Raw genomic sequence first — 13,118 nt, 5'->3', positions numbered from 1 at the left:
AGGGGTTAGTAGGTGGTCCGCATCTGATAACCTTGATGGAAGGTCATTCTGACGAATGTGACCGGTTTGCTTTGGAACCATGTCGTGCGTTCCAGTTGGAACAGCGGCGTGCCCGGTGGCACTGACAGAAAGTCCTGCAACTGCCCGGTGGCTGGAACCGCCGAGAAGGCGATCTCAGCGTTGGAAAAGGGAACCTCGGACAGCAGCCATTCATTGGGGCCGGTGGTCAGAAAGCTCTCATTCACCACATGCGGGACGGCGTCGACACTGATCCAGCGTTCTTCGAACTGAAAGGGGCGGTTGTCGGCGTGATGCATGCACTGCAAATGCAGGATTTGCGCGCCTTCCTGCAGGCTCAGCTTGGCCTGTAGCCACGCTGGGCAGTCGATCTGCGTGCGGCTGACAAGCGCATAACGGTATTCGGCATTCATATCCTCGATCGTCTGGCGGACAACGGTGATCGGCAGTTTGGCTTGTTTGACCGGGGTCGTGACGACCCGGGTGCCGCCTTTGCGCTTGCGGGTGATGATGCCCTGTTCCGCCAGCTCTCGAAGCGCGCGGTTCACGGTAGCTCGGGCGCAGCCGAACTCGGCAGCCAGTTCCAGCTCGGTCGGAAGCAAGCTTCCCTGAGGCCAGATGCGGCTTTGGATACGGTTGATCACCTCGTCACGGATATCCTGAAAACCGATGTTCTTCTGTTCCGTCACGATCTGATCCCGTTTCCTCAATAAGCTTATTCATAATATGTATTGCAGGCGACCCTCGCGTAAAGAGGATGTCTAGCGTTACAAGTGAGGCAATATCTCGGCTATGGCTTTTCTGTACCGCGCCACGATCTGGTCACGTGCCACGTGTTGACCCTCCTTGACCTTGTGTCGCCCAGCCGACCAAAGGTCGGTCACCACTCTGTCTTGTGCGGCAAACACAAACCCGTCCAGTAACTGTTCAGGTCGCAAAGTGCACAGCGCCGGATCACTGCTATCGATGGCAACGAGGTCGGCCAAAGCCCCCTCAGCGATCTGCCCCGCGTTGCGGCCCAGCGCTTGCGCTCCCCCCGTCGCGGCGCCGCAATAGAGGGTTTTCCCAACGGACCCTTCGCCGACCACGAGCACATTGCGCGACAGGTCCCGCAGGCGTTGGGAATACTCCAGCGTCCGAAGCTCCTCGGTCAGTGAAATCCGCACGTTCGAATCCGATCCCACACCGAATGCGCCGCCTGCGGCCAAGTAAGTCGCGCCATTGAACGGGCCGTCGCCCAGATTGGCTTCTGTGATTGGGCAGAGGCCAGCGACAGCGCCTGACGCCGCCAAGGCGCGCGTCTCTTCATCGGTTATGTGTGTGGCGTGGATCAAGCACCACTGCCCGTCGACGGGGGTATTTCCCAGCAGCCATTCGACCGGACGCGCGCCGAGGCCAACCTGTACCTGCTCAACCTCCTTCGGCTGCTCGGCTATATGGATGTGGACCAAACCGGTGTGATGGCTCAGCACTTCTTTCAGATCGGCGGGTGAGGTCGCGCGCAGGGAATGCGGGGCAATTCCCACCCGGACATCCTCTGGCAATGCGGCGCTGGCCGCTTTGGCCTCGTCCACCAGTCGCAGGAAACGTGTCACGTCGTTGCCGAACCGCTGTTGCCCGGGTTCCAAAGGCACTTCTCCGACCCCGGCATAGGAGTAGAGGACGGGCAGATGCGTCAGGCCGATACCTGTTTCGACGGCGGCAGCCATGATGCTATCGGACAGCTCGGCTAGCCGCTCATAGGGTGCGCCGCCGGGTTGATGGTGCAGATAGTGAAACTCTCCGACGGAGGCGAACCCGGCCTCCTGCATCTCCATATAGACAAGTGCAGCGATGGCCTGAATCTGACCGGGCGTCAGTTGTGCAGTGAAGCGATACATCACATCGCGCCACGTCCAGAAGCTGTCCTGCCCGGCGCGTCGGTATTCGGTCATTCCTGCCATGGCACGCTGAAAGGCATGGCTGTGAAGGTTGGCCAGCGCAGGCAACAGGGTGTCGACCGTGACATCTGCGTCCTGCGCTTTAGCGCCAACTGTCACAGCGGCAACGTGCCCGCCTTCCAGATCCAGCCTGACATTCTCTGCCCAACCTGTTGGTAGCAATGTGCGCGTCGCGAAGATGGTCATGTGGCTCTCCATTTTATGGATAGACATAAAACATATTGGAATGTACTAGAAAAGAGAGAATTGCATCCACTGCGAGAATCAAATGTCTACAACCCACATCCTCAAGGACCTGAGCGCCGCAACCATGGTGGAGAATGGCGCGCCTTATGGGGTGATTGAGTCGGCGGCAATTGTGATCGAGGACGATAAAATCGCGTGGGTCGGGCCGCAGACCGCTTTGCCCGAAACCTATGTCGGGTTGTCTGAGACGTCCTGCGCAGGGCGTCTGGTGACGCCCGCTCTGATCGATTGCCACACGCATGTGATCCACGGCGGCCACCGCGCTGTCGAGTTCGAGATGCGCTTGAATGGGGCGAGCTATGAAGAGGTCGCCCGCGCCGGAGGGGGGATCATCTCGACGGTAACGGCCACGCGCGATGCCAGTTTGGATGACCTGATCGCTCAGGCGCTGCCGCGCGTGGATGCGATGCTGGCCGAAGGTGTCTCGGTCATCGAAGTGAAATCCGGCTACGGCTTGGATCGCGAGACCGAATTGACCATGCTCCGCGCCGCGCGGGCTTTGCAAGACCACCGCCCGGTGCGGGTCGTTACCAGTTTTCTGGGCGCCCATGCGGTGCCGGTGGAGTACAAAGGTAATCCGGACGCTTATATAGGCGAGATTTGCATTCCAACCCTTCGGGCCGCCCATGCCGAGGGGCTGGTTGATGCCGTGGATGCCTTCTGCGAAGGGATTGCCTTTCTGCCCGACCAACTCGTGCCGCTGTTTGATGTGGCGAGAGAGCTTGGCCTGCCGATCAAACTCCACGCCGAACAGTTGTCCAACCTGGGCGGCGCAAAGCTGGCGGCCAGCTACGGCGCACTGTCTGCGGATCATATCGAGTATCTCGATGACGAGGGTGCCAACGCGATGGCGCGCGCTGGCACGGTTGGCGTGATCCTGCCCGGTGCTTTCTATACCCTGCGCGAAACGCAATCTCCGCCCATTGACCTGCTGCGCAAGCACAATGTGCCGATGGCTTTGGCGACGGATTGTAATCCGGGTTCGGCCCCGATGACCTCTCTGCTTTTGGCGATGAACATGGGCTGCACCCTGTTCCGCATGACGCCCGAAGAGGCGCTGAAAGGCGTGACCCTCAACGCGGCCCGCGCGCTGGGTTTGCACGATTGCGGCCAGATTGCACCCGGCATGCGCGCTGATCTGGCGATCTGGAACGTCACTCACCCGGCCGAGCTGTCCTATCGCATCGGCTTCAATTCGCTACACACTCGCATTATCGGAGGCGCAGTTTGACCACCCTGACCCTTACACCCGGCGCTGTTTCTCTGGCGCAGTTGGAGCAGGTGTTCTTAGACGAATGCGCCGTGCAGCTAAATCCGGTATGCCATCCCGGCATTCTGGCTGCCCACGCGCGCATCGCGGATGCCGCTGCGGGTGAGGCCGCAGTCTACGGTGTCAACACAGGCTTCGGCAAACTAGCCAGTGTCAAGATCGCGGCCGAGGATACGGCGACCCTGCAACGCAATCTGATCCTGTCGCATTGCTGCGGCGTCGGCCCTGCGATCCCGCGGGCGCATGCACGGTTGATGATGGTCCTGAAACTGCTCAGCCTCGGGCGCGGAGCCTCGGGCGTGCGGCTGGAGTTGATCACGCTTCTCGAGGCTATGCTGGCCAAGGGCGTCACGCCTGTGATCCCAGCGCAGGGCTCGGTCGGGGCCTCTGGTGATCTGGCGCCGCTGTCGCATATGGCGGCTGTCATGATGGGCGAGGGTGAGGCCGAATATGGCGGCGAGGTCTTGCCGGGTGCTGAGGCGTTGGCGGCAGCTGGCCTGACGCCGGTGGGGCTTGGCCCGAAAGAGGGTCTGGCGCTGATCAACGGCACCCAGTTTTCGACCGCTTTTGCTTTGGCGGGCCTGTTCGGGGCGTGGCAAGCGGCGCAAAGCGCGCTGGTTACTTCGGCTCTGACCACGGACGCCATCATGGGATCCACCGCGCCGTTGCAGCCTGAAATACACAGCTTGCGCGGCCATCGCGGCCAGATTGAGGCCGCAGCCACCATGCGCGCCCTGCTGGCCGGATCGGTGATCCGCGAAAGCCACCGCGACGGCGATACCCGCGTGCAGGACCCGTATTGCATCCGCTGCCAACCGCAGGTCGTCGGTGCGGCAATGGACGTGATCCGACAAGCCGCCACGACGCTTGAGCTTGAGGCGAACGCCGCCACCGACAACCCTCTGGTTCTGTCCGAGGCCGGGCTGATCGTCTCGGGCGGTAACTTTCACGCCGAACCGGTTGGGTTCGCCGCCGATATGATCGCGCTGGCTGTGGCCGAGATCGGAGCCATCGCCCAACGCCGCATCGCGCTGATCGTGGACCCCGTCCTCAGCTTTGATCTGCCGCCGTTCCTGACCCCCAATCCCGGGCTGAACTCGGGCCTGATGATTGCCGAGGTCACGACGGCGGCTTTGATGAGCGAAAACAAACATCTCGCCAACCCCTGCGTGACGGATTCGACGCCCACCTCCGCCAATCAGGAGGACCATGTCTCAATGGCGGCCCATGGCGCGCGGCGTTTGGGCCAGATGGTTACCAACCTAGAGCGCATTCTGGGGGTGGAACTGCTCTGCGCCACGCAAGGGATCGAATTCCGCGCCCCACTGCCCACTAGTGAGACGCTTCAAGGCGTGATGGCTCGGCTGCGCGCGGTGGTGCCGCCTTTGGGGGATGACCGCTACACCGCGCCGGATATCGAGGCGGCCTCGGCCCTGATCGCCAGCGGTGAGATCGCGCAGAATACAGGCGTTGCCATGCCGGAGCTGGGTGCATGACCAATCCCGTCGAGATCACGCAAGGCAACGGCCCCATTGTTCTGGGTCTGCCCCATACCGGCACCTATGTGCCGCCTAAGATCGAGGCAAAGCTGAATGATCGGGGCAGGGGGCTGGATGATACAGACTGGCACATCCATACGCTCTATGACGGGTTGCTGCCCGGAGCGACCACGGTACGCGCGACCTTCCACCGCTATGTGATCGACGCCAATCGCGACCCTTCCGGCGTGTCGCTCTATCCCGGTCGGAACACCACAACGCTGGTGCCGCTGACAGATTTTAACGGGCGGAATATCTGGGATCAGCCGCCATCCGAGGCTGAGATCGCGGAGCGCCGAGCGGCTTTCCACGCGCCCTACCACGCCGCGCTTGAGGCCGAACTGGCGCGGGTGAAGGCGATCCACGGCTTTGCTGTCCTTTATGATTGCCACTCGATTCGGAGTCACATCCCGTTCTTGTTCGATGGCATTCTGCCGGACATGAACCTGGGCACAAATAACGGCACAACCTGCGCGCCGGAGATTGAGGCCATCGCCCGCGAATTTGCCGCCTCGTCGCCTTACAGCACTGTTTTGAACGGACGTTTCAAAGGCGGCTGGACGACCCGGCATTACGGCCGCCCGTCTGAGGGCATCCACGCTATTCAGATGGAGCTGGCCCAATCAAGCTATCTGAGCGCTGAGTCCCCACCGTGGACTTATGACACTGATAAAGCCGACCGCCTGCGCCGCTGGCTCAAAGACATTCTGGATACGATCCAGGACACCGCATTGGAGATTGCCGCATGACCGACCCTCGCAAGAACACCCGTGATATCTATCCACCCACCGGGCCAGAGTTAAACACCAAAAGCTGGATGACCGAAGCGCCGCTGCGGATGCTGATGAACAACTTGCACCCGGACGTGGCCGAGAACCCGCATGAGCTGGTCGTCTATGGCGGTATCGGGCGCGCGGCGCGGACTTGGAGCGATTTTGATACGATCGTCTCAAGCCTCAAGGATCTGGAAGAAGACGAGACACTGGTTGTGCAGTCCGGCAAGCCGGTGGCCATTGTGCGGACCCACGCTGATGCGCCTCGGGTGCTGATCGCGAATTCCAACCTCGTGCCGCATTGGGCCAATTGGGATCACTTCAACGAGCTCGATAAGAAGGGCCTGATGATGTACGGCCAGATGACCGCCGGCTCGTGGATCTATATCGGCACGCAAGGTATCGTGCAGGGCACCTACGAGACCTTTGCCGAAGCCGGGCGTCAGCACTACGGCGGCGATCTGACCGGCAAATGGATCCTGACCGGCGGTCTGGGCGGCATGGGCGGCGCGCAGCCCTTGGCGGCTGTTTTTGCCGGGGCCTGCTGTCTGGCTGTTGAATGCAATCCGGACAGCATCGACTTCCGCCTGCGCACAAAATACCTGGACGAAAAGGCCGAAACGCTGGACGAAGCGCTTGAGATGATCGACCGCTGGACCAAGGCGGGTGAGGCGAAATCGGTCGGCCTGCTGGGCAATGCTGCCGAAATCTTCCCCGAGATTTACGCCCGGATGCAGGCCGGTGGCATGCGCCCCGATATCGTTACCGACCAGACCAGCGCCCATGACCCGGTCAACGGCTACCTGCCGCTGGGCTGGACCATGGCGCAGTGGAAGGACAAACGCGAAAGCGATCCCAAAGCGGTTGAAACTGCCGCGCGCGCCTCAATGAAACAACATGTCGCTGCGATGGTCGATTTCTGGAACGCGGGCGTGCCGACGCTGGACTACGGCAACAACATCCGTCAGGTGGCGCAAGATGAAGGGTTAGAGAACGCCTTTGCCTTCCCCGGTTTCGTGCCCGCTTATATTCGCCCGCTGTTTTGCCGCGGGGTCGGCCCGTTCCGCTGGTGCGCCTTGTCTGGCGACCCCGAGGATATCTACAAAACCGACGCCAAGATGAAAGAGCTGTTCCCCGAGAACACCCATCTGCACAATTGGCTTGACATGGCGCAGGAGCGTATTGCCTTCCAGGGCCTGCCCGCACGGATCTGCTGGATCGGTCTTGGGGATCGCCACAAGGCCGGGCTGGCCTTCAACGAAATGGTGCGCGACGGAGAACTAAAAGCCCCGGTTGTCATTGGTCGGGATCACCTCGACAGCGGGTCCGTCGCCTCGCCCAACCGTGAGACCGAGGCGATGAAGGACGGCTCGGACGCTGTTTCCGACTGGCCGTTGCTGAATGCGCTGGTGAATACGGCCTCGGGCGCAACATGGGTGTCTTTGCATCATGGCGGTGGGGTCGGCATGGGCTTTAGCCAACACGCGGGCGTGGTCATTTGCGCCGATGGTACCGATGCAGCGGCCAAACGGTTGGAGCGGGTTTTGTGGAACGATCCGGCCTCGGGCGTGTGGCGCCACGCAGATGCGGGGTACGAGGATGCCAAGGCTTGTGCCCGCGAACACGGTCTGCGGTTGCCGGGTATTCTGGGATAGCCCTCGGTCAACGATCCGCGAATTGATGCGTCATATTGAACTTGTGATGCATGCCGGGTTGCGTCGTGAATTTTTGTAGATAATAAACTCGACGCAACGCAAGCTGCCGAAGGTTTTATAGATAAAATGATCATCCCTCATTCCGGCTGGACCAAAAAATCCGCGCAAGCTGTTCATGATCTTCCGCTGATGGATCTGTTGTTCCGGGCGCAAACCGTCCATCGTGAGCATTTCGACCCCAACAAAATCCAGACCTCGAAGCTGCTGTCGATCAAAACTGGAGGCTGCGCCGAGGATTGTGCCTATTGCTCGCAATCGGCCCGCAACGGCTCGACCCTGCCTGCCTCCAAATTGATCGAGGTGCAGCGTGTTCTGGCCGAGGCGAAGAAGGCCAAGGATGGCGGCGCGACGCGGTTCTGCATGGGCGCTGCCTGGCGTGAGCCCAAGGCGCGCGACATGGCAGCTTTGGTCGCGATGGTCGAAGGCGTCAAGGCCATGGGGATGGAGACCTGCATGACGCTGGGCATGCTGGACGACACTCAGGTCGTGCAGCTGCGCGATGCGGGGCTGGACTACTACAACCACAATATCGACACGTCTGAGCGCTACTACTCCGAAGTCATCACAACCCGGACCTTCGCCGACCGGATCGATACGATGAACCGAGTGCAGGAAGCGGGGATCAAAGTGTGTTCCGGCGGCATTCTGGGCATGGGTGAGCATACGGGCGACCGCATCGATATGCTGCTGACGCTGGCCAACATGCAGCCTGCGCCGGATTCGGTTCCGATCAACATGCTGATGCCGCAGGCCGACACACCTCTGGCCGATGCCGAGCCGATCGACCCGATCGACTTTGTGCGCATCATCGCAACGGCGCGTATCCTGATGCCAACCTCTTACGTTCGCCTGTCCGCTGGCCGCAGCGAAATGAGCGACGAGATGCAGGCGATGTGTTTCTTCGCCGGTGCGAACTCGATCTTTGTGGGCGAAACGCTTCTGACGGCGGAAAATCCCGAAGAGGACACCGATATGGTCCTGTTCGCCAAACTTGGTCTGCAGGCCGAAAAAGCCGGGGATCAGGCGGGCCGGGAAGCCGCTGAATGAAGGCTGCTGCTCGGCTCGAATCCATGCTCGACAACTTGCAGGCCCGGCACCGCCGCCGGGTCCTGACGCCTGCGTCGGGATTGGATTTCGCGTCGAATGACTATCTGGGCATTGCCGGGTCGCAGCTTCTGCAAGAGGCCGCGCAAGAGGCCTTGTCGCGTGGTGTTCCGGTTGGCTCTGGCGGCTCGCGTCTATTGCGCGGTAACCACTCTGAGCATGAAGCGTTGGAGGCCGAGGCAGCCACCTTTTTCGGGGCCGAGGCTGCCTTGTTCATGGGTGGCGGCTTTCAGGCCAATCAGGCGATTTTCGCAACCCTTCCTGCGGCCGATGATCTGGTTCTCTTTGACGCTCTGGTTCATGCCAGCGCGCATGAGGGCATGCGCTCTTGCCGGGCCGATCAGCGGTCGTTTCGGCATAATGATGTCGGCGACGCGCGTGAAAAGGCGCAGCTGTGGCGGGCCGAGGGCGGCGCGGGCCAAATTTGGATCGCAGTCGAGAGCGTCTATTCGATGGAAGGGGATCTGGCCCCTCTGACCGATTTGGCGGGTTTGGCGCGGGAACAGGACGCCGTTCTGGTCGTCGACGAAGCCCACGCGACCGGCGTGTTCGGACCTCGGGGACGGGGGCTGGCGCATGACCTCGACTGCCATCTGTTGACGCTGCACACCTGCGGCAAAGGTCTGGGCGTGGCTGGAGGGTTGATCTGCGGCCCTAAGGTTTTGATCGAAACGCTGATCAACCGCGCACGCGCCTTCATCTTTGCCACCGCACCGTCGCCTCTGAACGCTGCTTTGGTACGTGCGGCCCTTGAGGCGCTGGCTACTCAGACAAGTCTGGTCGACGCCGCCCAGAAGCGCATTGGCCATGCCCATGATGCGGGGCGCGCAATTGGAATTGCTGAGGCTGCGCTCAACAGCCAGATCATTCCGGTCATTCTGGGCGATGATGCGCGCACGATGACGATGGCTCAGACCTTGCAAACGCATGGGTTCGACGTCAGGGGCATCCGCCCGCCAACCGTACCGCGTGGAACGTCGCGGTTGCGGATTTCCATCACCGGCAATGTAGATCGCGCCGATATCTCGTCCCTGTTCAAAGCCTTAGCGGCATATCAATCGGAGGCCGCATGAGCACGCTGATCATCACCGGAACTGACACGGGCATCGGCAAGACTGTTTTCTCCGCAGGTCTAACCGCCGCCCTTGGAGCCACCTACTGGAAGCCGGTGCAATCCGGGCTTGAGGATGCGACCGACGCCGACATCGTGCGCACCCTGTCCGGGGCCGAGGTGCTGCCTGAGGCGTACCGCCTAAACATGCCCGCCTCTCCGCATCTGTCCGCCGAGGATATGGGGGTCGAGATCGACCTTGCCCAACTGGCACTGCCGCAGGTCGATGGCCCTCTGGTTGTTGAAGGGGCAGGGGGGGTGATGGTTCCTCTAAATCGGCAGGTGTTCTATCTGGACCTCTTCGCGCAATGGAAAGCCCCCATGGTTCTGGTTGCGCGCACCGCGCTTGGTACGATCAACCACACAGCGTTGTCCCTGATGGCGTTGCGCAATGCGGGGTGCGATGTCGTTGGCGTTGCTTTTGTCGGCGACCCTGAGCCGGATGTGGAACAAACCATCGCACAGATGTGCAAGGTCCGGCATTTGGGGCGGCTGCCCTATCTCTCGGACCTGACCCGTGAAAACCTGTCGGATGCGTTCCAGACCATCGACCTTGATGCGATCCGGAGGGCTCTATGACCCCGCTGGAGTTTGACGCCCGCCACCTGTGGCACCCCTACACCCATGTGCTGGATCCCGGACCGATGCATATGATTACCGGGTCCGAGGGCGTCTGGCTGACGCGTGAGGACGGCGGGCAGATGATCGACGCCATGTCGTCCTGGTGGTGTACCGTTCACGGCCATCGCCACCCAGCCATTATCGAGGCGATGCAGGCCCAACTGGCGCAACTGCCGCATGTCATGTTCGGAGGTCTGACCCACGCACCCGCGGTCGAGCTGGGCCGCAGGCTGATCGGAATGCTGCCCGATGGTTTGGATCGCATCTTCTACAGCGACAGCGGCTCGGTCGCAATCGAAGTCGCGCTGAAAATGGCGGTGCAGTACCAGATCGCAAAAGGCCGAAGCGCGCGGTCAGAGTTCGCCACCATTCGGGGCGGCTATCACGGTGATACGTGGAAAGCGATGAGCGTGTGCGACCCGGTGAACGGGATGCACGGGCTGTTCAAGGGCGCTCTGTCCATCCAGCATTTCTTGCCACGCCCGACCATCCGGTTCAATCAGGACTGGTCAGAGGATGCCGCCGAAAACGGGCTGAAGGCACTTGAGCAGTTGTTGGACGAAAAAGGCGACAAGATCGCGGGACTGATCCTGGAGCCTGTCGTGCAGGGTGCGGGCGGGATGTATTTCTACCACCCGAACTGGCTGAAAGGTGCGCGGGCGCTGTGTGACGCGCATGATGTGCTGCTGATTTTCGATGAAATCGCCACGGGCTTTGGCCGCAGTGGTGAGCTGTTTGCCATGGACCACGCGGATGTGGCGCCCGACATCCTGTGCCTCGGCAAAGCCCTGACCGGAGGGCACATTACACTGGCCGCCACCATCGCGACCGAGGCGGTTGCGCAGGGCATCGGCGAAAGCGAGGCCGGGGTGCTGATGCATGGCCCGACCTATATGGCCAACCCTCTGGCCTGCGCCGCTGGTGTGGCCAGCCTCGATCAGTTGGTCCAACGCGACTGGCGGGCCGAGGTCACCGGGATTGCTGAGCAGATGCAGGACGAACTCGCTCCGTCTCGTGACTTGACCGACGTTGCGGATGTGCGGGTTCTGGGCGGCATCGGTGTGATCGAGATGAAAGACCGTGTCGACCCTGCCGTAGCCCATGGCCTCGCCCCAAAAACAGGCGTCTGGTTGCGTCCGTTTGGGCATAATATTTACTGCATGCCGCCCTACATCATCTCGCCAGATGAGCTGAGCCGCGTCACCGCCGCCATGGTTGATCTCGCTGGAGGCGACGGATGAGTCATCGCTGGCTGGCACGCTCGGATAGCCCCGATCTGATACTCGTGTTCGGGGGGTGGGCGTTGGGTTCTGCGCCATTCTCCTGCCTTACAGGTGGGGAAAATGTGCTGTTCGTTGAGGGCTATACCCGACTGGATGACCCGCTGCCGGACTTGTCGCGGTTCGACCGTGTGAATTTGCTGGCCTTCTCTTTCGGCGTCGTCTCAGCCGCGCATTGGCTGAACCAAACGGGGATGCGCCCAGATCGCTTGGTTGCAGTCAGCGGCACGCTGAACCCTGCAAGTGCCGAGCATGGGATCGCACCCGACATGATCCGCGCAACGGCGGATCAATTGTCTCAGACCAGCTTTGCCAAATTCTGCCGCCGCGCGGGTGTGAGCGGAGAGGTTCCCGAACTGGATATCCCTTCCGCTCGGGCCGAGTTACACGCGGTGATCGACCGTGGCCCAGCTGAAGATCCGGGTTTTGATCGTATTTGGATTCCCACCCGCGACCGCATTGTGCCAACAAACGCGCAAAAGGCCGCATGGGCCTCGCGTGCTGATAGTATTCGAAGGATCGAAGGTCCTCATGTCCCGTTCCGCGCGGGGCAAAGCTGGGCAGAGTGGCTGGCATGACCGTGCAACTCTCGGACCGGGTTCAGCGTAGCTTCAGCCGTAGCTTCCAAAGCTATCACGACACGGCCTGCCAACAGGCTTGGGTGGCCGAGAAACTGGTGGAAGAGATGCGCCGACACGGTGCCCCGACCAAGTTTGAACGCGGATTTGAGCTGGGTTGCGGAACCGGACACTTCACGCGGCTTCTATTTCAGGCCCACTGTTTTGACAGCCTCACATTGAATGATGTCGCACCCGAAGCCCGCCAAACAGCAGATGAGATTGGCGCGCAATTTGTCTGCGGGGACGCGCGGCAGGTCATCTGGCCCGAGAAGGCTGATCTTTTTGCCTCGGCGTCGATGATCCAGTGGATGGAAGACCCGCAGGCGCTTTTGGAACAAGCGGCTAGATCCCTCGCACCGGGCGGCTGGTTGGTGATTTCGGGCTTTGGGCGGGAACAATATCGGGAACTAAGCCAGATCGGCAGTTCGGCCTGTGCCCCCGGTTTGTGCGGCCCCGACCAGATGGCAGGGGCTGTGGAGGCTCATCTGGAAGTGCTTGCGACAGGCGAGGCGCTGCGACCTTCATACTTTCCTACCCCGCGCCATGTTCTGCGCCATATGCGTAAGACCGGCGTCAACGGGCGCGCGAAAAGTGTCTGGACCAAATCCACACTCGCCCTGTTCGAGGCAGAGTACACACGCCAGTTTCAGACCGAAAACGGCGTCTCTCTCAGCTATCATCCCGTCTGGATCGTCGCGCGCAAGCCGCAGGTCTGAGGCCTCGCGGTTAGTACCTCGCGTCCGTCTTTTCAGCGTTTGCAGGCACTCAGGCGCAGATTGTGAAATCTCATACCGAAACGTCGCAATGATCTGTTGCGTTCGCGGTCACAGGTCGCCACGGTAGCATTTGAGATTTTGGCGTTGCTGTGGCCCGCCATCAGGA

The 13,118-nt window shown here is 61.2% G+C and carries 12 protein-coding genes; 10 read left to right on the top strand and 2 right to left on the bottom strand.

The features are described 5' to 3' along the window. Window positions 1-5 precede the first annotated feature (5 nt). Both ACR0B5_RS15790 and ACR0B5_RS15785 read right to left on the bottom strand, forming a co-directional pair. Window positions 6-707: a GntR family transcriptional regulator gene (locus tag ACR0B5_RS15790; protein ID WP_170555019.1), complete on the bottom strand. Its 702-nt coding sequence runs from the start codon at window positions 705-707 to the stop codon at window positions 6-8. Window positions 708-785: 78 nt separating this feature from the next. Then, a complete protein-coding gene (locus ACR0B5_RS15785; RefSeq protein ID WP_480541688.1) occupies window positions 786-2,144 on the bottom strand; it encodes a formimidoylglutamate deiminase in 1,359 nt (452 codons plus the stop codon). A gap of 82 nt (window positions 2,145-2,226) precedes the next feature. On the opposite strand from ACR0B5_RS15785, the gene hutI reads away from it, so the two are divergent. From hutI to ACR0B5_RS15735, 10 genes are all read left to right on the top strand, one after another. Next, a complete protein-coding gene (gene hutI, locus ACR0B5_RS15780) occupies window positions 2,227-3,435 on the top strand; it encodes an imidazolonepropionase (RefSeq protein WP_480541686.1) in 1,209 nt (402 codons plus the stop codon). Beyond that, entirely contained in the window at window positions 3,432-4,970 is a 1,539-nt protein-coding gene (hutH, locus tag ACR0B5_RS15775; RefSeq protein WP_480541685.1) for a histidine ammonia-lyase, read from the top strand. Before hutI ends, hutH begins: the two co-directional genes overlap by 4 nt. Further along, complete coding sequence (hutG, locus tag ACR0B5_RS15770; protein ID WP_480541683.1) at window positions 4,967-5,761, top strand: N-formylglutamate deformylase; 795 nt, start codon at window positions 4,967-4,969, stop codon at window positions 5,759-5,761. The genes hutH and hutG overlap by 4 nt, the downstream gene beginning before the upstream one ends. Continuing rightward, the gene (hutU, locus tag ACR0B5_RS15765) at window positions 5,758-7,440 is read left to right on the top strand and encodes a urocanate hydratase (RefSeq protein WP_480541681.1); all 1,683 of its coding nucleotides are present in this window, start codon (window positions 5,758-5,760) and stop codon (window positions 7,438-7,440) included. The genes hutG and hutU overlap by 4 nt, the downstream gene beginning before the upstream one ends. Window positions 7,441-7,566: 126 nt before the next feature. After that, the gene (bioB, locus tag ACR0B5_RS15760; protein WP_480541680.1) at window positions 7,567-8,547 is read left to right on the top strand and encodes a biotin synthase BioB; all 981 of its coding nucleotides are present in this window, start codon (window positions 7,567-7,569) and stop codon (window positions 8,545-8,547) included. After that, complete coding sequence (locus tag ACR0B5_RS15755) at window positions 8,544-9,677, top strand: 8-amino-7-oxononanoate synthase (RefSeq protein WP_480541678.1); 1,134 nt, start codon at window positions 8,544-8,546, stop codon at window positions 9,675-9,677. The genes bioB and ACR0B5_RS15755 overlap by 4 nt, the downstream gene beginning before the upstream one ends. Further along, complete coding sequence (bioD, locus tag ACR0B5_RS15750; RefSeq protein ID WP_480541676.1) at window positions 9,674-10,294, top strand: dethiobiotin synthase; 621 nt, start codon at window positions 9,674-9,676, stop codon at window positions 10,292-10,294. The genes ACR0B5_RS15755 and bioD overlap by 4 nt, the downstream gene beginning before the upstream one ends. Continuing rightward, window positions 10,291-11,577 carry an adenosylmethionine--8-amino-7-oxononanoate transaminase gene (gene bioA, locus ACR0B5_RS15745; protein WP_480541674.1) on the top strand — a complete coding sequence of 429 codons (1,287 nt, stop codon included), beginning with the start codon at window positions 10,291-10,293 and terminating at the stop codon, window positions 11,575-11,577. The genes bioD and bioA overlap by 4 nt, the downstream gene beginning before the upstream one ends. Further along, the gene (locus ACR0B5_RS15740) at window positions 11,574-12,194 is read left to right on the top strand and encodes a pimeloyl-ACP methyl esterase BioG family protein (RefSeq protein ID WP_480541672.1); all 621 of its coding nucleotides are present in this window, start codon (window positions 11,574-11,576) and stop codon (window positions 12,192-12,194) included. Before bioA ends, ACR0B5_RS15740 begins: the two co-directional genes overlap by 4 nt. After that, a complete protein-coding gene (locus ACR0B5_RS15735; protein ID WP_480541670.1) occupies window positions 12,191-12,952 on the top strand; it encodes a methyltransferase domain-containing protein in 762 nt (253 codons plus the stop codon). Before ACR0B5_RS15740 ends, ACR0B5_RS15735 begins: the two co-directional genes overlap by 4 nt. Window positions 12,953-13,118 lie beyond the last annotated feature (166 nt).

Source organism: Ruegeria sp. AG1 (assembly GCF_056541705.1).
This window is presented reverse-complemented; position numbering and strand designations above follow the sequence as displayed.